This window comes from Pantoea sp. LMR881 (assembly GCF_027157825.1).
Classification (GTDB): domain Bacteria; phylum Pseudomonadota; class Gammaproteobacteria; order Enterobacterales; family Enterobacteriaceae; genus Pantoea; species Pantoea haifensis.
The window spans coordinates 49311-74037 of the sequence record NZ_JAPVOK010000003.1; the positions used below are offsets into that span (position 1 = coordinate 49311).

General features: G+C 50.4%; 14 protein-coding genes and 5 pseudogenes. 5 read left to right on the forward strand and 14 right to left on the reverse strand.

Annotated features, from left to right (window positions below; translation table 11 throughout):
* The gene (locus O3W44_RS19865; protein WP_269294525.1) at nt 1-717 is read right to left on the reverse strand and encodes a 4-carboxy-4-hydroxy-2-oxoadipate aldolase/oxaloacetate decarboxylase; all 717 of its coding nucleotides are present in this window, start codon (nt 715-717) and stop codon (nt 1-3) included.
* Nucleotides 714-1421 carry a 4-oxalmesaconate hydratase gene (galB, locus tag O3W44_RS19870; protein WP_269294526.1) on the reverse strand — a complete coding sequence of 236 codons (708 nt, stop codon included), beginning with the start codon at nt 1419-1421 and terminating at the stop codon, nt 714-716. The genes O3W44_RS19865 and galB overlap by 4 nt, the downstream gene beginning before the upstream one ends.
* A 159-nt stretch (nt 1422-1580) precedes the next feature.
* Here galB and O3W44_RS19875 point away from each other — a divergent pair, with 159 nt between their 5' ends.
* A complete protein-coding gene (locus O3W44_RS19875) occupies nt 1581-2807 on the forward strand; it encodes a LysR substrate-binding domain-containing protein (RefSeq protein WP_269294527.1) in 1227 nt (408 codons plus the stop codon).
* Between the two features lie 240 nt (nt 2808-3047).
* Nucleotides 3048-4427, forward strand: a complete 1380-nt coding sequence (locus O3W44_RS19880; RefSeq protein ID WP_269294528.1) for an MFS transporter — start codon at nt 3048-3050, stop codon at nt 4425-4427.
* A 176-nt stretch (nt 4428-4603) separates the two neighbouring features.
* On the opposite strand, the gene O3W44_RS19885 is transcribed toward O3W44_RS19880, so the two are convergent.
* The 5 genes and pseudogenes from O3W44_RS19885 to xylF form a co-directional block, all read right to left on the reverse strand.
* A complete protein-coding gene (locus O3W44_RS19885) occupies nt 4604-4729 on the reverse strand; it encodes a hypothetical protein (RefSeq protein WP_269294529.1) in 126 nt (41 codons plus the stop codon).
* Between the two features lie 191 nt (nt 4730-4920).
* Nucleotides 4921-6098, reverse strand: a pseudogene (gene xylR, locus O3W44_RS19890) (D-xylose utilization transcriptional activator XylR).
* Nucleotides 6099-6181: 83 nt separating this feature from the next.
* Complete coding sequence (xylH, locus tag O3W44_RS19895; protein ID WP_269294530.1) at nt 6182-7357, reverse strand: xylose ABC transporter permease XylH; 1176 nt, start codon at nt 7355-7357, stop codon at nt 6182-6184.
* Nucleotides 7350-8875, reverse strand: a pseudogene (locus tag O3W44_RS19900) (xylose ABC transporter ATP-binding protein). Before O3W44_RS19900 ends, xylH begins: the two are co-directional and overlap by 8 nt.
* 57 nt (nt 8876-8932) lie before the next feature.
* The gene (gene xylF / locus O3W44_RS19905) at nt 8933-9925 is read right to left on the reverse strand and encodes a D-xylose ABC transporter substrate-binding protein (RefSeq protein WP_269294531.1); all 993 of its coding nucleotides are present in this window, start codon (nt 9923-9925) and stop codon (nt 8933-8935) included.
* Nucleotides 9926-10292: 367 nt separating this feature from the next.
* Between xylF and xylA the strand changes: the two are divergent.
* From xylA to O3W44_RS19920, 3 genes and pseudogenes are all read left to right on the forward strand, one after another.
* Nucleotides 10293-11615: pseudogene (gene xylA, locus O3W44_RS19910) on the forward strand (xylose isomerase).
* Nucleotides 11616-11629: 14 nt separating this feature from the next.
* Nucleotides 11630-13081: pseudogene (gene xylB, locus O3W44_RS19915) on the forward strand (xylulokinase).
* A 114-nt stretch (nt 13082-13195) separates the two neighbouring features.
* On the forward strand, nt 13196-13987 hold the full coding sequence (locus O3W44_RS19920) for an MBL fold metallo-hydrolase (protein ID WP_269294600.1): 792 nt from the start codon (nt 13196-13198) through the stop codon (nt 13985-13987).
* A 183-nt stretch (nt 13988-14170) separates the two neighbouring features.
* On the opposite strand, the gene O3W44_RS19925 is transcribed toward O3W44_RS19920, so the two are convergent.
* From O3W44_RS19925 to katG, 7 genes and pseudogenes are all read right to left on the reverse strand, one after another.
* Entirely contained in the window at nt 14171-15157 is a 987-nt protein-coding gene (locus O3W44_RS19925; protein ID WP_269294532.1) for a ParB/RepB/Spo0J family partition protein, read from the reverse strand.
* Nucleotides 15154-16361: pseudogene (locus O3W44_RS19930) on the reverse strand (AAA family ATPase). The gene O3W44_RS19925 and the pseudogene O3W44_RS19930 overlap by 4 nt, the downstream one beginning before the upstream one ends.
* Before the next feature lie 1357 nt (nt 16362-17718).
* On the reverse strand, nt 17719-18738 hold the full coding sequence (locus O3W44_RS19935; RefSeq protein ID WP_269294533.1) for a RepB family plasmid replication initiator protein: 1020 nt from the start codon (nt 18736-18738) through the stop codon (nt 17719-17721).
* Between the two features lie 952 nt (nt 18739-19690).
* Entirely contained in the window at nt 19691-19966 is a 276-nt protein-coding gene (locus O3W44_RS19940) for a putative quinol monooxygenase (protein ID WP_269294534.1), read from the reverse strand.
* 934 nt (nt 19967-20900) lie between these two features.
* Nucleotides 20901-21944: an acyltransferase family protein gene (locus O3W44_RS19945; protein ID WP_269294535.1), complete on the reverse strand. Its 1044-nt coding sequence runs from the start codon at nt 21942-21944 to the stop codon at nt 20901-20903.
* Nucleotides 21945-22156: 212 nt separating this feature from the next.
* On the reverse strand, nt 22157-22369 hold the full coding sequence (locus tag O3W44_RS19950; RefSeq protein ID WP_269294536.1) for a hypothetical protein: 213 nt from the start codon (nt 22367-22369) through the stop codon (nt 22157-22159).
* A 94-nt stretch (nt 22370-22463) separates the two neighbouring features.
* Entirely contained in the window at nt 22464-24644 is a 2181-nt protein-coding gene (gene katG / locus O3W44_RS19955; protein ID WP_269294537.1) for a catalase/peroxidase HPI, read from the reverse strand.
* Nucleotides 24645-24727: the final 83 nt, after the last annotated feature.

A 24727-nucleotide genomic window follows, 5' to 3' on the forward strand; every position in this document is an offset into this window, starting at 1 on the left:
TCAGCCCTTCTTCAGTTCATCCAGAGAGTCCACATAGCGCAGCCCTTTCTCAGCTAACGCTGGCCGCATCTGATAAATATCCAGCCCCAGTTCACCTGCGGCGAGTCGCTGACGTTTACTTTCTTCCGCGTCGACACGCTTTTGCGCCGCAGCGTCAACCGTTTCAGCCTGCTCACGCGGGACAATCACGACACCATCGTCATCAGCCACCACGATGTCGCCCGGACTGACCAGTTGCCCGGCACAGATAACCGGCACATTCACCGAGCCTAACGTCTCTTTTACCGTACCCTGCGCGTAAACAGCCCGCGACCAGACGGGAAATCCCATCTCACGCAGCGTCTGGCTGTCACGAATACCGATATCGCCAACCAGAGCGACTACGCCACGCGCCTGCAATGAAGTTGCCAGCAAATCGCCAAAAAAGCCGTCGTGACAGTCAGACGTGGGGGCTACCAGCAATACGTCGCCCGGCTGACACTGCTCCACCGCAACGTGAAACATCCAGTTATCACCGGGTGAGACCAGCACAGTGATGGCACTGCCTGCGACAGTGCGGTTTTGCTGAACCGGGCGCACGCGCACATCCAGCAACCCCGTTCGTCCCTGCGCTTCATGCGTTGTTGCCACGCCGTAGCGTGCAAACCGCGTGACCAGTTCGGCTTTGGCGCGCTCAATGTTTCGCACCACCACACCCTTTTTATTCACCAGACTCATGACAAATCCTCCGTCACGCGCGGGAACAGGCTCTGATATCCCTCACCGTGGCTGATAACTTTTGGTGACGCGATGCCAACGTTGCGTTTGGCCTGAACACCACGCTGTAAAGCAACGCGCGTGTAGTATTCCCACAGGTGCTCCTGCCCTGCCATGCACTGTATCGCCGCATATTTTTTGTCCCATACGGACGTGATATCCAGCAGCACGTCCGGCTTCCAGTTGCACTGCTCGGGCTGATGTGGCTCAAAACAATAGACAGGCGGCGCACCAATAATGGTTTCACCAGGACGATACCCTTCAGCCTGCGCGATGATGCGCGCTTCCTGGGTCAGGTTTGCAGCCAGCGGGTGATCGTAGTTATAGGGATCATTCACTGAGTGGGTCAGAACAAAGTGCGGTTGTACGTTGCGAAACACATCAGCAAGGCGGAACAGCGTCTCTTTATCTGCGCGAAGCGGATAGTCGCCAAGGTCAAAGAATTCAATGCTGGCACCGAGAATTTTCGCGGCCGCTTCGGCTTCCTGCTGACGGTTCTGCTTCACGACGGTTTCCGTCATGTTACCTTTGCGCCACAGTTTGGCTGATTCGCCCCGCTCGCCATAGGAAAGGCACACCACATGCACGTCGTAGCCCTGAGAGGCATGCAGCGCAATCGCGCCGCCTGCACGCCAGACAAAATCAGCGGAGTGGGCACTGACCACTAAAGCACTCTTTTTGCGATCTTTTCCATCATGTTATCCTGCGTTTTGCTGTTTTTTTCATCCTTGCATGCCGTTCAGTACGCGGATAATGCCTTTCATTGCGTGAGCTATGACTTTTATTTATGTTGTGATTCAGTCCTCATACTCTTCGCGGAAAAAATGAAAAAAATATCTGAAGGATACCCGTTAAAAATCATGCAAATACGTGCATTTTGTATGATTGCAGAACGCGGTACCGTATCGGAGGCGGCGGATAAATTATTTCGCACCCAGTCGGCCATTACCCGATCAATCCGTGATCTTGAACACACTTTAGCCACGCCGTTGTTTGAACGCCACGCAAGCGGCATGATGCTGACGGAAATGGGTAAATGTGTGCTGCCGCGCGCCAGACGCGCTATTCAGGAATTGCATCTGATCCCGTCGCTACTCAGCAAACTGAAACAGCGCAACAGCGGGCGTGAAGAGGCGGAGCCGATCTGGTTGTTTAATCTGCGCCGCCTGCAAATCTTCCTGGCGCTGTACCGGCTTCATCACACGCAAAGCGTGGCAGCGTCGCTGGGGATCAGCCAGCCCGCAGTCAGCGCGGCGTTAAAGGTGCTGGAAAAGGGCGCGGGATTAACGCTGTTTCAGCGCACGCCAAAAGGCATGATGCCCACCCCTGCCGGGCGCGAAATAGCACCATTCATCAGTCGCGCACTGAATGAGATCCGGCATATCCCTGAAGATCTTGCAGCACATCAGGGTATCCTCACCGGCACCGTGCATGTGGGCGCACTGCCGCTGTGCCGCAGCAGTCTGTTGCCTCTGGCGATTGCTCAGCTGGTGACGCGCTATCCGGGCGTCAAAGTAGTGACCAATGAGAGCGCCTTTAGCGCGCTGGTGACGGAGTTACGGGCTGGCGATATTGATTTCATTCTCGGTGCGTTGCGTCAGAATGCCGCCGTGCCGGATATTCATAATCAGATTTTATTTGATGAGGAACTTATTTTACTGGCGCGGCCGCAGCATCCGCTGGCCGGACGCCCTCTGACGCCAGACGATCTGGCGCTGACCCAGTGGATCCTGCCGCGTGATAACACGCCAGCCCGCCACTTGTTAGATCGCGCCTTTCAGGCACTGGGCATCTCTGCGCCACAGCCGGTCGTGGAAAGTGGAGATTTAGCGATAGTGCGTGGGCTGCTGCTTCATTCAGATATGGTGGCTGCCGTCTCCTCGCATCAGCTTGAATATGAACTACGCGCCGGCATTCTTGCACCACTGGTGCTTAATCTGCCGGATACCCGACGTGAAATTGGTCTGACTTTCCGTCAGGGTGCGCTGCATTCACCTGCGGCAAAAGCGTTACTGAGTTGTATCAATGAAACGCTCTCGCACACAACCTAAACGAAATTCATAGCATAGCTTACTATTCCCGGCGTCAGAGGTGGCTCAGGTGGCACTCTGGCGCTGTTTAACGCGCTTGCAGGCAATGTTAAACACATCACAATATAAAGCTAACTCATACCTCTAAAAGCCTTTTTTGACAGACAGGATCGTTCACCCCGCTTAACGTGTTGCTGGATTGTTACCCTTTCTCTCACCACAACGACTGCTGCCCCGGGTAGCACAGAAGAGAGCATACCCATGACAGCAAATAACCTGGTCAATGTGAAAGCGTGGATTGATGCACGGCCCGTCTCGTCCTTTCAGTGGCGCGTACTGGTGCTGTGCCTGATTATTATTATGTTTGACGGCTATGATGCCGCCGTGATGGGCTTTATTGCCCCGGCGCTGATTGAACACTGGGGCATCAGCCGCTCCGCGATGGGGCCGATTCTCGGAGCGGCAATGTTTGGTGTGGCACTGGGCGCACTGATCGCCGGGCCGATGTCCGATCGCTACGGCCGCAAGCGGGTCATTTTACTGTCGGTGCTGATGTTTTCTGCTTTCAGCCTCGCCTGTGCGTTTGCCACCTCCCCGACACAAATGGCGCTACTGCGCTTTATTGCTGGCCTGGGCCTGGGGGCCGTGATGCCAAACTGCGTGACGTTGCTGTCTGAATACATGCCTGAGCGCCGTAAAGGCATCATGATCACGTTGATGTTCAGCGGCTTCAATATTGGTTCGGGACTGGGCGGATTTATTGCCGCCGGGCTGCTGGCACATTATCACTGGCCCGCCGTGCTGATTTTTGGCGGTGCGCTGCCGCTAATCATGCTGCCGGTTATTGCCTGGCTGTTACCGGAATCGGCGCTGAATCTGGTGGTACGCAAGGCACCTCGCGCGCAGATTGCCGCGCTGCTGAATCGTATGGGCGGCAATTTCAGTGATGAGAGTGCTTTTATCCTTAATTCTCCTGGCATAAAGCGCAACAGCACCATTGCAGAGCTGTTTCGTCACGGCTTTGCGCGTGGCACCATTATTCTCTGGCTGACCTATTTTATGGGGCTGTTTGTCATTTATCTGCTGAATGGCTGGCTGCCAACCATCATGCGTTCCGGCGGTATTTCACTGGAACAAGCTGCTATCATTGCCGGTCTGTTCCAGCTGGGTGGCCCGCTAGGTGGCATTATCGTCGGCGCGCTGATGGATAAGCTGCGTGCCAAATGGGTGATCGGCGTGGTTTACTTCACTGGCTGCGTCTGCCTGATTACGCAGGGTCTGTTTGGCCTGAGCGGCGTGGCGCTGGGTGTTATTATTTTCATCACCGGCATGTGCATCAATGGCGCTCAAAATGGTTTGCAGGTGTACTCGCCCGCTTACTACCCGACCGAGATTCGGGCGACAGGTGTGAGCTGGATGCACGGCATCGGTCGCATTGGCGCTATCCTGAGTTCATCACTGGGAGGACTGTTGATGGGTGCCTTTCCGGGTCAGTCCGCCATCTTCTTTATTCTTGCCCTGCCCGCGCTGCTTGCCGCGATCAGCATTGTTTTTCACCGCAATATCCAGCTGACGATGAAGATAAAAGGCGCAGGTCTCAGTGAAATCCCGGCACTGTCGCAAACGCTAAATAACCGGTAAGTGAATTAACCGTTACTGTGCCGTTAAGGTAACGTTCGCTGATGCGTGTTGTCTCCAGCAGGTCACAACTCGTGATTTTAAAATTTATGCCAGGCAAAATACCCTGCCTGGCACTGTTTTTTCTGGCGCACATCCGGGTAGCTCGCTCACTCCCGGCGGTATCAGCCGACAGCTTTTCAACCACAAGCACGACGGAACCCGGTGAAAGGCGGTGACAGAATTCGCGCAACAGGGCGCGCCGGAAGTTGCGTAATCGCCTGCTGTTCTGGCTTGTTGCCTGGCAAACCAGCGGCTACATTCATTGAGCAAAGCCGCATAAAAACCGCACATCCACCCTGAAAAAATTCATGATAAAGCAGCCAGCCACCCGGTCGGGATGGAGCCATGTAACCGTTGACAGGGCACGTCATAAGCGAGGGCAGATGCACCCACAGACGGAGCACAGAATTGAGCAGGCGATTGCCGATCTTGATTTACAGCAGAAAACCGCTCTTTAGACGGCAATTTCTCTGTATTTTTCGCGATAATCTTTCGGGGTTGTGATGTAGGCTTTTTTAAATACAGAATAGAAATATTGCAATGAGGGGTAGCCACACATCTGAGAAATTTCGTTGATGGACAGCGACGTGCATACCAGCAGAGAACGTGCTTTTTCAAGCTTTTCGGTATGGATCACGGCATGAATGGTTTCTCCCGTATCGTCCTTGAAGCGTTTTTCAAGATTGGAGCGCGACATGCCGACGGCATCTAATACCTGCTCCACTTTGATCCCTTACAGGCGTTGTATCGAATGAAATGCATTGCCTGCATGACGGCAGGATCGCGCAGCGAGCGATAATCTGTTGAGCGGCGTTCTATGACTTTGACGGGCGGAACAAGAACACGTTGCAGCGGAAGCTGACGCTGATCTAACAGGCGGTGAATCAGTTTGGCGGCCTGATAACCCATTTGTCTGGAGCCCTGAGCCACTGACGAGAGCGCCACGCGCGACAGAAAACGGGTCAGCTCTTCGTTATCAATGCCAATAACACACAGCTTTTCCGGCACCGCAATATTCAGATGCTCACACACTTGCAACAGATGCCGTGCCCGCGCGTCAGTAACCGCAATAATCCCGGTCTGCGGCGGCAGCGTTTGTAACCAGTCCGCCAGGCGGTTCTGTGCATGCTGCCAGTTTTCCGGTGCGGTCTCCATTCCCTGATACACCACACCCTGATAGCGTTCTTCAGCCACCAGCTCACGAAAGGCGTGCTCCCTCTCCTGCGCCCAGCGTTTGCCGCCTGAGGCAGGCAAGCCGTAAAAGGCGAAACGGTGTACCCCTTTTTCTTTCAGGTGCAGAAAGGCACTTTTGACCAGAGCAAAATTATCAGTGGCGATGTAATGCACTGCGGGATAATCCTCTTCGCGATGATAGGAGCCCCCCACGCCGACAATAGGGACATCAACGTTGTTAAGCAGATGTTCAATGTGCTTATCGTCATAATCAGCGATGACGCCATCGCCCAGCCACTCTTTGATGTTGTCGATTCGGCAGCGAAAATCCTCTTCAATGAAAATATCCCAGTCGGCTTGCGAAGCCTGAAGATATTCGCCGACACCTTCAATCACCTGGCGGTCATAAACCTTGTTGGCGTTAAACAGCAGGGTGATGCGAAAACGTTTTTCAAACATGGCGGTTGTCCACTGTTTATTCTGCCTTTTGAATAGCACAGTGCTGTCGTAACCAGAAATTAATTCACCCGTCATGTGATCGCCTACACGCGCCGCTTGGTTGCGGCATCCATCCAGACTGCCAGCAGAAGAATCGCGCCTTTGACGATGTACTGCCAGAAGGTGGGCACATCCATCATGCTCATGCCGTTATCCAGCGACGCCATGATAAATGCCCCCATCACCGCACCCGCCACGCTGCCTGTGCCTCCAGCCAGGCTGGTGCCGCCAATGACACAGGCGGCAATCGCATCCAGCTCGGCAATATTACCGGCCGAAGGTGAACCGGCACCGAGCCGTGAGCTCAGGATCAGTCCGGCAATCGCCACCATTAACCCATTAATCGCAAACACGGCCAGCTTGGTGCGCGCCACGTTGATGCCAGAAAGCCGGGCGGCGTCAATGTTACCGCCAATCGCGTAAATACGTCGGCCAAAAGCGGTACGTGTGGCAACAAAGAGTCCGCCAAGTAACAGTAAGGTCAGAATCAGTACCGGCGTCGGCACGCCCCGGTAATCGTTTAACATCCAGATAGCGCCCAGCACGATCACTGCGGTCAGTGCCTGGCGCGTTACCGTGCCGGTCGCCGCTGGCAGCGGCAGCCCGACCTTCTGCCGCCGCAGCCGCAGTCGCCACTGCCAGAGAATGAACAGCACCAGGCCCACAGCGCCGAAGCCAAAGCCCATGCCCGCTGGCAGGTAACTCTGCCCGATTTGCGACATTGCCGGGCTGGTGGGTGCAACGGTGGTGCCATTGGTAATCCCCACCAGAATGCCCCGGAACGCCAGCATGCCTGCCAGCGTCACGATAAAAGAGGGCACTTTACGGTAGGCAACCCACCAGCCATTCCAGGCCCCTAACAGCAGCCCCATAATAAGCGTCACGATAATGGTTAACGGCAGCGGCCAGCCGAGCCAGACATCAAAAATCGCTGCGGCACCGCCCAGCAACCCCATCATTGATCCTACCGACAGGTCGATTTCCGCTGAGATGATAACAAACACCATACCCACCGCCAGGATGCCGGTAATGGCGGTTTGTCGCAGCAGGTTAGAAATATTGCGGGCGCTGAGATAAGCACCGTCTGTGGTCCAGGTAAAGAAAGCCATAATCAGAACGATGGCGAGAATCATCACGCCGACCTGCAGATTAATCGGTATACCGAACTTTTTGCGCGTTGCCAGCGGCGCAGCTGTCTGCGTTGAATCGGTCTTAAGCATAGTGTTCACTCCGAAGGGCAGCTTCCATAATTTTTTCCTGGGTCAGATCCTGATTAATGAGATCGGCTTTGAGCTGTCCCTGATGCATCACCAACACGCGATCGCTGAGACCCAGGACTTCTGGCAGTTCAGATGAAATCACGATGATGGCAATTCCCTGCCGGGCCAGTTGATTGATCAGTTTGTAGATTTCATATTTTGCGCCGATATCAATGCCGCGCGTGGGCTCATCCAGGATCAGAATGCGCGGATTAAGCAGCAGGCATTTCGCCAGCACCGCTTTTTGTTGATTACCACCGCTCAGACGTCCAATAGCCAACGCAGGCGAGGCAGTTTTGACTTTCAGGCGCGCCATGGCGTCATTGATCGCCTGCTGCTCTTTCGCTTCATCGAGAGTAGACAACGCCCCGCTGAACTGCCCCAGTGCGGCAAGCGTGATATTTTTTCCGACGCCCATGACCGGCACGATGCCATCTTTTTACGATCTTCAGGCACCATCGCTATGCCATGAGCAATAGCGTGCTGACAGTCATTGATACGCACCGCTTTGCCATCAATGACTATCTTCCCTTCCCATCGGCCCGGCCAGACGCCGAATAAACACTGTACGGTTTCGGTACGACCGGCACCGACCAGCCCGGCGATACCGAGAATTTCTCCCCGCCGCAGGCTAAACGAGAGGTTATCCACGCGCTTAATATCGCGGTTAACCGGATGCCAGGCGGTGAGGTTCTCTACGCGCAAAATCTCAGCGCCAACCGGATGCGCTTCCACAGGATAGAGTGAGCTCAGTTCGCGTCCGACCATCATGGTGATGATGTCATCTTCGCTCATCGCATCGGCACGGCGGGTGCCAATATGCTGGCCATCACGGATCACACAGATGGTGTCGGAGATTTCCTTTACCTCGTTCAGCTTGTGCGAAATATAGACACAGGCAATGCCGTGATTACGCAGGTTACGAATGATATCCAGCAGCACCCGGGTTTCCTGTTCGGTTAACGAAGCGGTGGGTTCATCCAGAATCAGCAGACGAACCTGCTTGTTCAGCGCCCGGGCAATTTCAACCAGCTGCTGCTGGCCCAGTCCCAGCTCACCCACGCGCGTCTCTGGCGAAACCTTTAACCGAACCTGCTGCAGCAAGCTCTGACAGCGCAGCATCATGGTCTCTGTATCGAGCACACCGTGCCGGGTAAGCTCACCGCCCAGAAAAATGTTTTCGACCACCGTCATCTGCCGCACCAGGGCTAATTCCTGATGAATGATGACAATGCCTTTGCGCTCGGTATCTCTGATGTTGGTGGCACGCAGCTCTTCGCCAGCGAAAAAAATCGCGCCCTGATAATTACCTGCCGGATAAAGGCCGCACAGCACCTTCATCAACGTCGATTTACCCGAGCCATTCTCACCACACAGCGACATCACTTCGCCCGGCTCCAGCGTCAGTGAAATGTTATCTACAGCTTTAACCGCGCCGAAAAGCTTGGTGATATTTTTCATTTCAAGCAATTTGGTCATCGTGCTTCTCCCGGCCGCCATAAACGGTTATCCGCCGTAGACACGGCGGATACACGATCAGAGTTCACTCTTTTTGTGGAAGCCGTCTGCAACAACCGTGCTGTCGATATTCGATTTATCAACCGCGATCGGTTCCAGTAACCAGGCCGGAACCTCTTTGCTACCGTTATTGAGCCTGGCGTTGGATTTCGGCTGCTTGCCTTCTCCCAGTTCAACGGCAATATTTGCTGCATCATTGGCCAGCTTGCTGATCGGTTTATACACCGTCATGGTTTGGGTGCCGCCATTGATGCGTTTGATGGCGGCCAAATCAGCATCCTGACCGGAAATAGCGACTTTGCCAGCCAGGCCTTGTGCACCCAACGCCTGAATAGCGCCTCCTGCCGTGGCATCGTTTGAAGCGACCACCGCATCAATTTTATTGCCGTTCGCAGTCAGCGCATTTTCCATGATTTTTAACGCATTTTCGGGTAGCCAGGCATCAACCCACTGATCGCCGACTACTTTAATTTTGCCACTGTCGATAAGCGGTTTAAGCACTTTCATCTGACCGTCGCGGAACAGCCGCGCATTATTATCAACCGGCGAGCCGCCCATTAAAAAATAATTGCCTTGCGGCACGCGCTGAATCAGACTTTGCGCCTGCATTTCGCCGACTTTTTCATTATCAAAAGAGATATAAAAGTCGATGTCAGCATTATTTATCATGCGATCATAAGCCAGTACTTTAATCCCTTCTCTTTTCGCCTCGGCAATAACATTACTTAATACCTGGCCGTTATAGGGAATAATAACCAGCACATCTACGCCGCGATTTATCATATTTTCTATTTGCGACATTTGCGTTTCTTCATTGCCATTAGCCGACTGAACAAATACCTTTGCACCGAGCGATTCGGCTTGCTTTACAAAAATGTCGCGATCCTTCTGCCAGCGTTCAAGACGTAAATCATCTATGGCCATGCCAATCTTTACTTCTTTGGCATGCCCCGCCTGGCTGAGTAACGCCAGCGAGGCGCAAAGGGCAAGCAGCGTATATTTCAATTTCATTTTTATGACCTTCCAGGTTGAGGTAAGGGTAAAAACAGTCAGTGCGATCACGCGCTGATGAATTGTTATCGTTCAGTTTCGCGCCAGCAATTACAGATTTTCATCTTGCCATTATGTTTTTTGGTTTATTTGAAAATTTATGAAGCCGATCGAGTTTTTAACGATCACCGCTGACTCACTGCTTTTATTTTGCGGAGACTGAGACATATAAATCTCCGCATCAGCATTATTTTGCGAGCCAACGCACAATTAATAATAATCTTAATCACACTATTAAATAACGTAATTGAGCAGACACGGCTCACTCCTCAGAATAATAATTACCTGCTGCTGATCGTTCAGCTGCTTAACGGTTAAGGAGATAAACATGCAATCCTGGTTTGATCAGCTTGATCGCGTCCGCTATGAAGGAACGCAAAGCACCAACCCGCTGGCTTTTCATTATTACAATCCCGATGAGCTTATCCTTGGTAAACGCATGGAAGATCATCTGCGCTTTGCGGCCTGTTACTGGCATACCTTCTGCTGGAACGGCGCTGACATGTTTGGCAGTGGCGCGTTTCAACGTCCCCTGGCAGCAGCCGGGTGATGCGCTGGAACAGGCTAAGCGCAAAGCTGATATCGCCTTTGAGTTTTTTCATAAGCTGAATGTGCCCTGGTATTGCTTTCATGATGTGGATGTTTCCCCGAAGGCGACTCATTAAAAAGCTATCTCTATAATTTTGCTGCCATGACCGATGTTCTGGCGGAAAAGCAGGCGCAGAGCGGTGTTAAATTGTTATGGGGCACGGCTAACTGTTTTACCCACCCGCGCTACGCCAGTGGTGCCGCCACCAATCCCGACCCTGAAATTTTTACCTGGGCGGCCACGCAGGTCTTTACCGCCATGAACGCCACACACCGTCTCGGTGGTGAAAACTATGTGTTATGGGGTGGGCGGGAAGGTTATGAAACGCTGCTGAATACCGATTTACGTCAGGAGCGCGAGCAAATTGGCCGCTTCATGCAGATGGTGGTAGAACAGAAACATAAAATGGGTTTCCAGGGCACTTTGTTAATCGAACCCAAACCGCAGGAGCCAACCAAACATCAATATGATTACGACGTTGCCACGGTTTACGGTTTCCTGAAGCAGTTTGGCCTTGAAAAAGAGATAAAAGTGAACGTTGAGGCTAACCATGCCACGCTGGCAGGACACTCGTTTCATCATGAAATTGCCAGCGCCATCGCGCTGGGAATTTTCGGCTCCGTCGATGCCAACCGAGGCGATCCTCAGACTGGCTGGGATACCGATCAGTTTCCGAACAGCGTTGAAGAGAATGCGTTAGTGATGTACGAAATTCTCAAGGCAGGCGGCTTTACCACCGGCGGTCTGAACTTTGATGCTAAAATTCGTCGGCAGAGCATTGATAAATATGATCTGTTCTACGGTCATATTGGTGCAATGGATACGATGGCGCTGTCACTGAAGGTGGCTGCGCGAATGATTGAAGAGGGTGAGCTGGATTGCCGCGTCGCGCGGCGTTACAGCGGCTGGAACGGTGAACTGGGGCAACGCATCCTGAAAGGAGAGCATTCTCTCGCCTCTCTGGCTCAGTATGCTTCAGAACAGAACCTCGATCCCCAGCCGCAGAGTGGTCGTCAGGAACAGCTGGAAAATCTGGTGAATTCTTACCTGTTTGCAAAATAACGGAGCCGCCACCTATGTATATCGGGATCGATTTAGGCACGTCAGGCGTGAAGGCCGTGCTGCTGGACGAGAGTGGCAAACTGGTTGCCAGTCAGATGCAGCCGCTCAGCGTTTCACGACCCTGGCCTCTCTGGAATGAGCAGGACCCCGAATCCTGGTGGCTCGCTACGGATACAGCGATGCGCGCTCTGGCGGCAGAACAGGATCTCAGCCAGGTGCGTGCTATCGGCCTCAGTGGACAGATGCATGGCGCTACCTTGCTTGATGGCGAGTTTAATGTCCTGCGCCCGGCCATTTTATGGAACGATGGCCGCAGCGCAGCACAATGCCTGCAGCTCGAAAACGGGGTTCCGGCATCCCGTACCATTACCGGCAACGTGATGATGCCGGGGTTTACTGCACCAAAGCTGCTGTGGGTAAAGCAACACGAACCAGACGTTTTTGCTCGAATCAGTAAAGTATTGCTGCCTAAAGATTATTTGCGCTGGCGAATGAGTCATGTCTGCGCCACCGATATGTCGGACGCGGCTGGCACGATGTGGCTTGATGTAGCCAGACGCGACTGGAATGACGCCCTGCTGAATGCTTGTGGCCTGACGCGTCAGCAGATGCCGACACTGTTTGAAGGTAATCAGCTTACCGGCCCGCTGCGCGCTGATATTGCTGCACGCTGGGGCATTGAAGCAGCAGAGATCGTCGCGGGTGGAGGTGACAATGCCGCAGGCGCTGTCGGTGTGGGTATGGTCAATGTTGGTCAGGGTATGCTGTCGCTGGGCACCTCCGGCGTCTATTTCCTGGTAACAGACGGTTTTATGGCGAACCCGGCATCGGCGGTGCACAGTTTTTGTCATGCCCTGCCCCAGCGTTGGCATTTAATGTCGGTGATGCTGAGTGCCGCGTCTTGTCTTGACTGGGCGGCAAAACTCACCGGTTGTGATGATGTGCCGCATTTACTGGCAGAGGCACAGCTGGCGCAGGAAGATCTCTCCCCCTTTGGTTTTTGCCTTACCTCTCCGGCGAACGTACACCACACAACAATCCTGAAGCCAAAGGGCTGTTTTTTGGTTTAACTCATCAACATGGTCGGCCGGAGCTGGCAAAGTCGGTGCTGGAAGGGGTGGGTTATGCGCTGGCGCAGGGGATCGATGCGGTGCATGCCTGTGGTGTCACCCCGAAAGCATTATGCTCACCGGTGGCGGCGCGCACGCAGCGCGTACTGGCGACAAATGCTGGCAGACATCAGTGGGCAAACCCTCGACTACTGTTCCAGTGCCGATGTAGGGGCGGCACTCGGCGCTGCGCGACTGGCTATGATAGCGATGTCACCTCAGCGTGATAGTGCTGAGCTGTTGCCTGAGTTACCGCTTCAGCAGCGTCATGCGCCAGAGGCCAGACGACATGCAGAATACCAGTCAAAACGCGATATATTCGCAGAGCTCTACTCGCGTCTGGTGTCTTTGATGTAAGGGTTCCTCTGCCGTCTCAACGTGTCGCCTGTGCGGTAATAAACCACTTTTTGCGACTTCATTACGTTCTCTGCTTCTAGAATTAACCTCAGCGACGAGACAGAGGATGCGATGATGATTAAATTATGTACTGCATGCGGCACATCATTCGACGATCGCGACAGTGAAATTACTTACTGCACAATATGTAATGATGAACGCCAGTTCGTTCCCGTTAGCGGTCAGAAATGGATTACCTTAAACGCGCTGCGCGAAAGTCATACGAATAAATGGCAGCAGCACACAGAAAACCTGTTCAGTATTCAAACGGTTCCTGCTTTCGCGATTAACCAGCGCGCTTTTCTCATAACAACCCCACAGGGAAATATCCTGTGGGATTGCATTGCCAACCTTGATGATGCAACTAAAACGCTAATAACGTCTCTTGGCGGGATCAGCGCCATTGCCATTTCCCATCCTCATTACTACACCACCATGCAGGACTGGGCAAAAGCGTTCGATGCCCCCGTTTATCTGCACGCCAGTGACAGTGAATGGGTTATGCGGGACAGCCCGGCTATACGGCTTTGGGAAGGAGACGAGCTGGAACTGATGCCCTCTGTCAAACTGTTACGCCTGGGCGGCCACTTCGCCGGAGGCGCGGTTCTTCACTGGCAGCAGGGTGAGGGCATTCTGCTTGCAGGTGATATTCTTCAGGTTACACCGGGCGCTGATGCGGTTTCATTTATGTGGAGTTACCCGAATATGCTTCCTCTTCCCGCCAGTGTGGTGAATGACATCACGCGCCGACTGGCTGCCATCAGCTTTAATCAGCTTTACGGCGCTTTTGCGGGTCAAAACATGACGTCGAAGGCTAAAGAGAGTGTTCTGCGGTCAGGTAAAAAATATATTTCCTGTCTGCAATAAGGGAGTGTCGTTTTCTCCCGGTGACGGAATACAGGCTTTTGCCCTGCAATCCGCTACAGTTGACTGCTGCTTTCCGCCCGGCCCTGCCTGGAGAGTCAGCTCTTAAGCGGGTGATACATGCCATGAGGAGAGGCGTCAGGATGTGAAGATGCCAGCTTGTACCGGCATCTTTTCAAAACATGGTTACTGTTGAGACTCTTCCCGCTTCATCTTTTCAAGCACGGCCCTGATAGCCACATCAAGTTCAGCCTGGCAGGCGGAGGAGATGCGTGAAAATTCGTACGTCACCCGTCTCTTTTCAGCATCGATTTTTTTGCGGGCGAACTGTTTTTTATCATTAAATTCGCACAGCTTTTCAGTCACGGCTTTTTGGGCCGTTTTCGGCGTTTTGAGGTTGTTACTTTCGCAACGAAAATAATGGATGATTTTCGTTTTGCTCATTGGGTCATCAGTGTCAATGACGCTCTCTTTTTCCATTCGCTCACGCACACCCGCTACGATCTCATTAATATCAATGCGTTTCGCCTGCGCTTTTTCGGCAATCTCAAGCAGTATTTGATAGTCCGTGATAGCGAGTTCACTGACTGACGGAAAGACCGATATCATTTCATCCGGTACTGAAGCAGCCTGAAATGCACGTGTGACCTTCGCAGAGGAGATCCCTTCAGCTTTCGCAATGTCAGACTGGCTCATGCCATTGGCATACATCAACTCAAGACGTTTTCCCAGTTCGCGAAGCGTGTGCTCTTTGGCGGTCTGTATATCAACAGCTAACTGGCGGGCATCTGAGATTTCAAGGTTATCTTTCGTGACCAACACTTCAAAAGGCGTACCGTTATAAAGGCAGGCTGCGCGACGGCGTGAGCCATCCAGAATCTCGATACGCCCGTTCACTTCCCTGCCAATAGCAGGAAAGAACTGCTGCAATTTTATTGTGCGGGCTATGTCGCTAACTGACTCTGGCGTCAGCAGCGACTGATCGCGGCCGTTTACCGATGAATCAATGTAGGTCTGCGCTTCAATATCGTCGTGGAGAATTTTAGTCAGCACAAAACGGGCTTCTTTACCCGATTTGAGCACAAAGACGCGGGCGCCTTCACTTTCACTCAGCATTTTAGAGAAGTTAGAGTTCCCCAGAGTGCGGCCCATTTTTTTCATTACTTTGGTCATTTCATGCCCCTTACAAACTCAATCCTTTTAAAAACTGCCTGAGTGAAACGCTCAGCTTCCCGTTTCGCGTTTTTAAGCGCCTCGGCGCTGCCGGGATAGGACTGAGGATCGGCACTGACAATCGTATCAAAGGTTTCACCACAGCGTTCAAAACCGTCAAGGCGCGGCAGAGCGGCATCAAGGATATAAGAGGTGAAAACATCTCTGGCGAGACCATGCGTCATTTCATGGTCGCGCTTAGTGGTCATTTTAGACATGAACCCGATGTTACCCTTGATGCGAGGGCTGATCCCTCTTCTTCCAGCTGCTCAAGCATTTCGGGTAAGCGAGTCAGATATTTCAGGGTTGAATGAAAATCAACCTGTGCGGGTGGCGTCGGAGTCAGCAGCAGATCGCTGGCCGCAATGGCATTGAGCATGAACGCATCGAGATGTGGGCCGGTATCAATAAAGATAAAATCATAATCTTTGCCCACGCGATCGATAATGTTGCGGCGTAACACTTCTGAAGGCAGAACGCCCGGCAGATTCTCACGTACAAGATCGTTCCACTGGCTGGCAACGAAGCCATCATCAATCGAGGCGGGGATAATATCGACGCCAGGAATGATGGTTGGCTGGATGATATCTTCGTGCAGCTGCTGTGCATCCAAATCGTTCAGCATGGCCTGCGCGGCCGTTTCCATAATGGAGCCGATGCTGTTGGTATGGTTCAGAAACATCGTGCTTGATGCCTGTGGGTCAAGATCAATGACCAGGTTACGCAAATCGTATTGCAGCAAATCGGGATGAACACGAAGGCCGTGAGCAAGCGTGACCGTACTGACGGTTTTAGAAACGCCGCCTTTGAGGTTAACGACGAAGATGACGAAAGGACCTTTGTTTTCGTGGATATCACGATATTTAGGGACTTTTCTGTGGGCGTAGATGTCGACAACATCCTGCACTGTCAGCGCGTAATGTTTCGTATTGCCTGCGACTTTTTTGCCAAACTGATGGCCTTGCGCCTCCATTTCCTCAATCGCCTGCTCTACAGCACGGCGGCTCAGCTTCGGCATGTTAGCAACAGAATTGCGCGTAAACGTTTGATAATAGCGATCAAGCCCAAATTCATGGCGCTTGTCGATGATGTCATCGCTCATGCTACGCAACATCGCATTTGCCCTGCGAGCCGTCTCGTCTACGCCGCCATAGTTACTCTTCATCCCGTTGCTCCCCGACAGAATTTTTCCCAAGTGTACATACGAAATTGTCATGTGCAACTTTTTTCGTTTTTCAGGAAAAAATTGTACTCAGCAAAAAGAATTTGTCAGCAACGTATCAGTGCTTTTAACTGGCCTTTGCCTTGTGGGGATCTCACAGAACGGCTGACACTCAGCAGGCGCGTTGGAGACGTGATAACAACAGCACAGGCGCAGTCTTAGCAGCTGAGCGTTTTTGATAACCAGCTCTGTTCCTCCGACGGAGACAAGCCGTTGAAGGTTTCCGGTCATATGCTAAATAAGGCATGAAAATATGCGGATGCTGATTTAACTGTCCACTTTGCGAACAAAAACTGCGGCTTATACAAACGCTGGTTGCCAGTTATATCTCAAAGGTTTCCAGTCGTATGTCATCCTGCAAAACTGACAACAGGGAAAAACGCCTGCTCAGTGCATACGAATGAGGTGTTATTCATTTAAAATCAGCTTTATTCATGTCTCTGAGAAGCCACAATCTTTAGCGCCGGTGAGAGTTTGCGCATAAAAACAGCTCAGGTTTGCAGTCGTATGCTGAAAGTTATCGGTTGTATGCTTATCACTACGCAGAGATCAGGGAAGGTTTATTTTAAACAGGCGTAATCTGAGTGCAGGTAAGGTTATCAGTTGTATGCCAGGCAGAAAAAACCGCTTATTGCGCCACCCGATTATCATTATGAATACTAAGTGAAAATTCCGTTAAACCGCTTGAAAAAGTTTTCAGTCGTGGGAAAGGTTACCGGTTGTATGCCATCAGAGTAAATATCCATTTAAATCAGGGAAATAAAACGAAAAAACAGAGTGAGTTCATGTGAGTGGCAACAGATTCAATCGTTTTCGTTTAGGAAGCCTGCATTCCTGATGAAATATGAACGAAGCCAAATCGTCAACTTCTGAACCAAAAGGTTTCCAGTCATATGCTAAAAAGTTTCCAGTCATATGCTACAGGGGAAGATGTTTGATAAATTAACAGCACACGTAGTTTCATTAACCCCTGCAGTCCTTCTGATAAATACCTTTTATTTCAAAGAGATAAACCGACAAAAAATAATGACACCACGCCGTCACCTGGCAGAACGTTATCACTCATATGCTGAGCGGATGTATAAAACGTTTGCATACTTTAAAAGGTTATCAGTCGTATGCTGACAGGTGGGCAATACGGTTATCGCCCGTATGCTAATGCAGCTGAAAGGCGAGCGAAAAAGTGCGGTTTAAGGCTGAAAGGGTAAGTCTAATGCATTAACCTGCTTTTTAACTCTTTGAAAAAACAGGTTAATTTATAAAGGTTAGCCGTCGTATGCTGGCGTAAACAAGAGAACAATCATTCTGAATCAAGGCTTAGCAGGATCTTCGCGATCTGTTCTTCTGTAAAGCCTGAGTCTTTTAACTTACTGATTTTAGAGATCATCTCTTCGCTGACGATTTGCGGCTCTGTTGCACCGGCTTTCTCTGTTTTAAGTAATTTATCAGGTACTAAACTCGGGTTTCTCTTGGTGATATTGAAATAAACAGACCGCCCTCGTTTAAACTCGCTGTACTCCAGATAATTAATTTCTTTAAGCTCTTCCAGTGCCTTACGAACGATATGATTCTGGTAAGCAGTACGAGATTTGAGTCTGAGCCTTTCACGCAGGCGCTTCATTGAGACGGGCGCAGGGTTTTTAGGCAGGCTTTCAATAAAGGTATAAAGAGCCTGAGCAGACTCTTTTCTGGGTAAGTGATCAATGGCCTTCAGGCGCAGATAAACCTTATAATCCATTTGATACAGATCAGACAGACGGGGATCACCTTCGATCTCAACTTCATTTTTCGCCAGGCTGTAATGTGCGCTGTTAACGAGCCCTGTGGTCAGTGAACCGGTCTCGTTGCGAAACTGTATGGTTACACCACGCAGACGCATCAGAGACTCATCTATGCGTTTCTTCATGTCTTTATTAGAACGCTTTGCGTCAAAGCCACAGTTTTGGAGAAATCGGGTGAAGGGAAGCTTCAATTTGCCCGCGAAGCTGCCATTGTCATAAATAGAACGAATAATACCGAGCCACACCCTGAAATCTGTTGCCATATCTAACCGTTCAGAGCGGATAGAGATATCCTGATAGCCTTCCCTCTTAACCACTTCCAGGTGACAAAGATCTTCCGATGCATCAACCGTAGATTTAACGGTGTTAACGGAGCTTTTGGATTTGGCATGATCAGTATTGGGAACAAACAGGCCAAGACGCATCAACGCAACCGGCTGAACTGTGGCATTGGCCGTAGGATTTAAGTGGACAACTTCGCCGGTTTTTTTGTTCACTTCATCAGTCATACTGTCTAAGTCTTTGACTTTCTTAGGCATAAAAAAGATCCACTTATCAACAGGCCCAATGGCGTTGGCATATGACCGATAACCTTACCAGCATATAAGCGGAAATCAAAGCGCATCTGACTGATAACCTTAAGCATATAAGCGGAAACGATTTGCATACGACTAACAACTTTTTGCATACGACCGATAACCCTGACTGGGCTTCAGGCCAGACGTGGCAAGGCTTTGGAAGGTGTGGGGATCGTTTTGGCAGTTTAGGATCGATACTGGATCGTATTAAGATCTTACTACTGGATCTACCCTGTTAATAATGGGGATAAGTATGAGTCGCTTTATCTGTTGTTCCAGGGTGTGATTTTAAAGTTCTTCACCTGATCTTTCTTAATCATACATGACCTTGAAAAAGCGAACGGCCTCTCATCAGGAAAAGACTTCCAGAACCTTGAGTCGTGCTAATTCAGACAATAAACAGCACTGAAACAAAAACGATGCAGCCAGAGCGTAACCGCTGAGCGAGACGTCTGTCTGCCAGGCCTTTTATCAGCACCAGTAATAGTTTCAGCCAACCTGCGCAATTTTGGTATTACCAAGGCAGAGCATTTTTTTGCATAGCGATAATTTGTCGCTAGTGTTCTGTCATGCTTTTAAACGGACTGCCTGCGTTAGGTTGCAGGACCAAAGAGGCAGCGTTTTCACTGTTGCCTGCGACAGCCCCGCGCGGACAAAAACCCTGGGTTTCTGCTCACGGATTACATTCTGTGCAAAACCGTATAGTGTGAAGTTGTACAAACAAAATTCTGATGAGCTCTACCCCACGCAATTTACATTTATGTATTTGTAATTTAAGGATAAAAAGTAAAAATTTCAGGCTGAAATTCCCACCGGAACAGTGTTTTTTATCAATAAGCAGGGCTATATTTTACCCTGCGCAACCCGCACCCACGTTGTCTTTTGGCTACGTTACTTTGTGAACAGAGCAAGCTTACTTAACTTCCGAAATATCATACTCTCTACGGATCGAAAGGGTTTTCTCTCCCCATATGGAGGCTTTTGTTCTTAACTGATGCGCTTCGAATGTTTGTTTGTCTGTAAACAGTTCTTCTACTTTCCAGAGCAAAGGATCCGCTGTTTCTGTCACACTGAATGAGAGACACCCTGCTTCCTGTTTTGTTAAACGCATATGCTCCGGAAGAAAGCGTTGAACAACCTCAGATTCATTTACGTTTTTGCATATCAACCAGCCGCTCAGCTTAATCATTTTTTGTCCTTTTTATGAGTAGGTAAACGTCTCAGTATTTTGTATTTCTTTTGGTTTTTATAACACAAAGAGAAGCCGTTGCAGGTAACAGAGAGGTATTGAATATTTTTATATCCTGACCCGCTTACGCAATTTTTCTATTATCCCGGGTATCAGTTGTTATGGAAAACGCAACAGGATAGCCAGCTTTTCCATGGAGACAAAAATGTGTGTCAATGCCGAGCTCACCACTGCTGCGTTAACAGCTTTATCCGTTTTTGATAGTAACGCCCTCTTCTTGTTACCTGTTGGGAAAAAACGTTTGCCCTGGGATAAAGCCAGGCGTGGGGAATTATTTCTTCATCATATGCTGTAATGCTGTGTTCAATACTCTGAAATAATGATGTTATACCCGGCATCATTTCATGTTTAAGTTATTGTTTTCAATAGATTAATTAGAAATATTTCAGACTGAAATTCCCGGCATGAACACAATGTTCATCACACGGCTATTGTTCGTCATCTTTCTGAACAGTGATTTTATTTCTGCACTCATATGTAATTTTTGCTATGCAAAACCGCGCTGATCGGTAACAGCATAATCTGTAACCCTCCTGAGGTAACCAGACAGAAAACCGTTCGTACCCTTGCTGCCTTCGCAGATAGGGCCGGGATAATCATTTACCCGAGCCGTGAGTGTGCATCCTGAGCGTAACAGGCGGCAGAAAGGTATGTTTGATGTGCCGGAAAAAGCCGCTGAGTGCAGCCTGACCGTTTATGCGGTGATATAGCCGTTCATAAAACAGAGCCGCCGATGCCGAAACACAGAGAGAAAAGCGATAGCTCCGCTGGAGAGCAGGAGGATGACTGCTGGAAATAAAACGGCGTATCTGAAGCCGTTGCGAAAAAAGGCGACCTCAGTGACGGTCGCCCTTGCTACTCTTTTTTGTTCTGTCTACGCCAATCCCAAAAACCTGGAGATCACCGGGCTTTTCCTGATAGAGACTGAGGCGATAAAGCTCAAAACAACATTAAGCGTGACAACATAACTCAGAAATAACAGCGGATTTCGTGAGATCTCATATTCACTCCCTAGCCACCCAAGGAAGATCAAAATTGGCAAGTGCGTCAGATAAAAAGGTAGCGCCAGTTTTGATAAAGCGGTTATTGCCGTGCTCTGTTTGATTTTTAAATTTTTAAAAATAAAAAACAGCGCCATACAGACTGAAAGCACGGCCACAACTTCCGCAACCTTAAACGTCAGCTTGTGTTTTCCGTCGAAATGAACGTTGGCCAAAAACCAAATAAAATAAAGCAGCACTAAAAAAAGGGCGCTTTTTGCCGCTATGTTTTTCTTCACAAAGAACAGAATCATTCCTGCCATAAAAAAGGGCAGATACTGGAGAGTTGCTGCCAGTTGCGTGATGTTTAAAAAGGCGCGGGGCAAAAACATGCTAACCGCTTTGCTTAAGGCAACAGACGCATATATCACAGTTAAAAACAGGGTGAACACAGACACCCAGCGCATTTTATTGAGCGTGTCTGCCAGATTACGCGCCAGTGTGTTTATTTTATCTGGCGCTGACATAAGCAAAAGACTGATTTGAGAAAGAACAATAAGAAACCAGAGGTGCTTATAGCTGAGATAATCACCCAATCGTCGGTCACCGAAAAGGAAATACATCTCCGATGCAATGATCGGCAACGTAATAATGACAGCCCAAAAAGTCGGTTTCAACACCCTTTTTATACGACTCTCTATAAAGTGCTCACTGCCCTTCCTGGCAATTAACAGCGATGAAAAGAAACCGGATATCATAAAAAACAGTTCCATTCGGAAGGGGTGCGTCAGATTTAATGCATCGACTATCCACGGGTTTTTATAAAGTTGGTAATCAAACCCCCACGCCCCGTTGTAGAGCATAGATGCATGAAAGACAGGGCCGAAGATCATGATAATTGAGCGAAGAAGATCAAGCCCGGTAAGTCTGTTGTGCATGCTTAATGACTCGTTCAGGAAGAGATAATTGTGCGGGTCATTCTATTTAAGCAAATGCATCTGTAACAATGGGGGTTTTCTCATTCGCCTTTAGCAAACAAGTTTATCTTCCTGGCGCAGACAGAAAAAAAGATAAATTAAGGGGATCAACACTATCGTGCAGGATGAACGAATGAAAATCTGCGCCTGCAGAAAAGCGAAGCAGCAAAGATTTATTTATAAGCTTTAAAGCGTTTAAGTTCTCTTTCTGTCATACCGGTTATTGCAGCAATGGCTTGCAGGGAAAGCCCCATCCGGTAAAGATTAACGATTCTGGCGTGCTCCTTGCTGTTCGTACAGATAACCCGTGGTGCTCTGTCATTTTCCCATTCCTGCTTAGCCGAATAAGCTGATGGCTGACTGTTGTTCATCTCTTTAAGCAACATAAACCCGTTCTCTGTCTGAGTATATATATCTGTCATCAGACATATTTAAACGCTAAAAAAAGGGAAGGGCATAACCCTTCCCCGCAGATAAAACTTAAAGCAGGTCGAAACGATCCAGATTCATGACTTTCGTCCAGGCAGCGACGAAATCGTTGACGAATTTTTCTTTGGCATCGCCACTGGCATACACTTCAGCCACTGAACGCAGAATCGCATTTGAGCCAAACACCAAATCTGCACGGGTCGCGGTAAACTTCACAGCGCCGCTCAGACGATCACGACCTTCAAACAACTCGGCAGTGGCATCGGTAGCTTTCCACTCATTACGCATATCCAGCAGATTGACAAAGAAATCATTGCTGAGCACACCTACGCGATCGCTGAATACACCGTGCTGACTTTCATCGAAGTTAGTGCCAATGGCACGCAGACCCCCTACCAGTACCGTCAGTTCCGGCGCGGTTAATGTCAGCTGCTGTGCTTTATCAATCAACAGTGCTTCAGTTGACGTGCCGTTACGTACGCCGCGATAGTTACGGAAGCCATCGGCAGCCGGTTTAAGCAGTTCAAATTGTGCAACGTCTGTCTGATCCTGACGTGCATCAACGCGGCCTGGCGTGAAGGGAACCGTGACTTCTACTTCAGCCGCTTTAGCTGCCAGCTCAACGCCGACAACCCCTGCTAATACGATAACGTCAGCCAGAGAAGCTTTGCCGGATGCCTGCTGGATAGCTTCCAGTACCGGAAGTACACGGGCAGCGGTTGCGTTAACGTCCCATTCTCTTTGCGGCGCCAGCGCGAGGCGGGCACCGTTAGCACCACCACGCTTATCGCCACCACGGAAGGTGGACGCTGAAGCCCAGGCAACTGAAACCAGTTCGCTGACAGACAGGCCACTGTTGGCGATCTCTCTCTTCAGGCGCTCAATATCTTCAGCCGATGGGGCATAAGAAGGCAGTGGCAGCGGATCCTGCCAAATCAAATCTTCTTTTGGCACTTCCGGACCAATGTAACGCGCTTTTGGTCCCATATCCCTGTGAGTCAGTTTGAACCAGGCACGGGCAAAGGCCTCATTGAACGCCTGTGGATCGTTCAGGAAGCGGCGTGAGATTTTCTCAAACTCCGGATCGAAGCGAAGCGTTAAATCGGTAACCAGCATCGTCGGCTTGCGTTTTTTCGACGGATCAAACGGGTCAGGAATAATTTCTGGTGCGTCCGCGGCTTCGTACTGAATCGCACCCGCCGGGCTGCGCGTCTGTACCCATTCATATTTGAACAGGTTTTCAAAGAAGTAATTACTCCACTGTGTTGGTGTCTGCGACCAGGCAACTTCCAGCCCTGACGTGATCGCGTCAGCCCCTGCGCCGCTGGCGTGGTTGCTCATCCAGCCCAGGCCCTGAGCTTCAATTGGCGCGGCTTCCGGATCAACACCGACATGGCTGGCTGCGCCAGCGCCATGGGTTTTACCCAGCGTATGACCACCAGCAATCAGGGCAACCGTCTCTTCGTCATTCATTCCCATGTTGCCAAAAGTGGCACGAATAGCAGGTGCGGCTGAAGCAGGATTGCCACTGTTATTTGGACCTTCTGGGTTGACATAAATCAGACCCATCTCGGTCGCACCTAATGGCGCTTTCGCCAGAGACTCCGGATGGCGATGTTCCAGCCAGGTTTTCTCATCACCCCAGTTCACATCCTGATCCGGTTCCCAGACATCTTCGCGTCCGGCACCGAAGCCAAATGTACGGAAGCCAGAGTTTTCCAGTGCCACATTACCAGCCAGAATAAAAAGATCGGCCCAGGAAATTTTCTGGCCGTACTTTTGTTTAACCGGCCACAGCAGACGACGGGCTTTATCAAGGCTGACGTTATCCGGCCAGGAGTTTAATGGCGCAAAACGCTGCTGACCACGTCCGGCACCGCCACGACCATCGGCAGAGCGGTAAGTACCAGCACTGTGCCATGCCATACGAATGAACAGACCGATGTAGCTGCCCCAGTCCGCAGGCCACCATGGCTGAGAGTCAGTTAACAACGCTTTAAGGTCGCCTTTAAGGGCATAATAATCTAATTTGCTGAATTCTCTGGGATAGTCGAACGCCTCTCCCAACGGATTAGAACGATTAGAATGCTGGTTCAGCAGATCGACGCGTAACTGATTAGGCCACCAGTCACGATTGTTAGTACCACCGCCGGCACTTTCATTTTGATTGCCTTGATGAAAAGGGCATTTTCCCGCAGATAAAGCATTGTGTGTATCAGTAGGTGTGCTCATTATGATGCTCCGTTTTTAGCTTCACCGCTACGTTACAGAACTCCCCTGATAAGTCATACCTGAATTAATCAACAGATTTGATA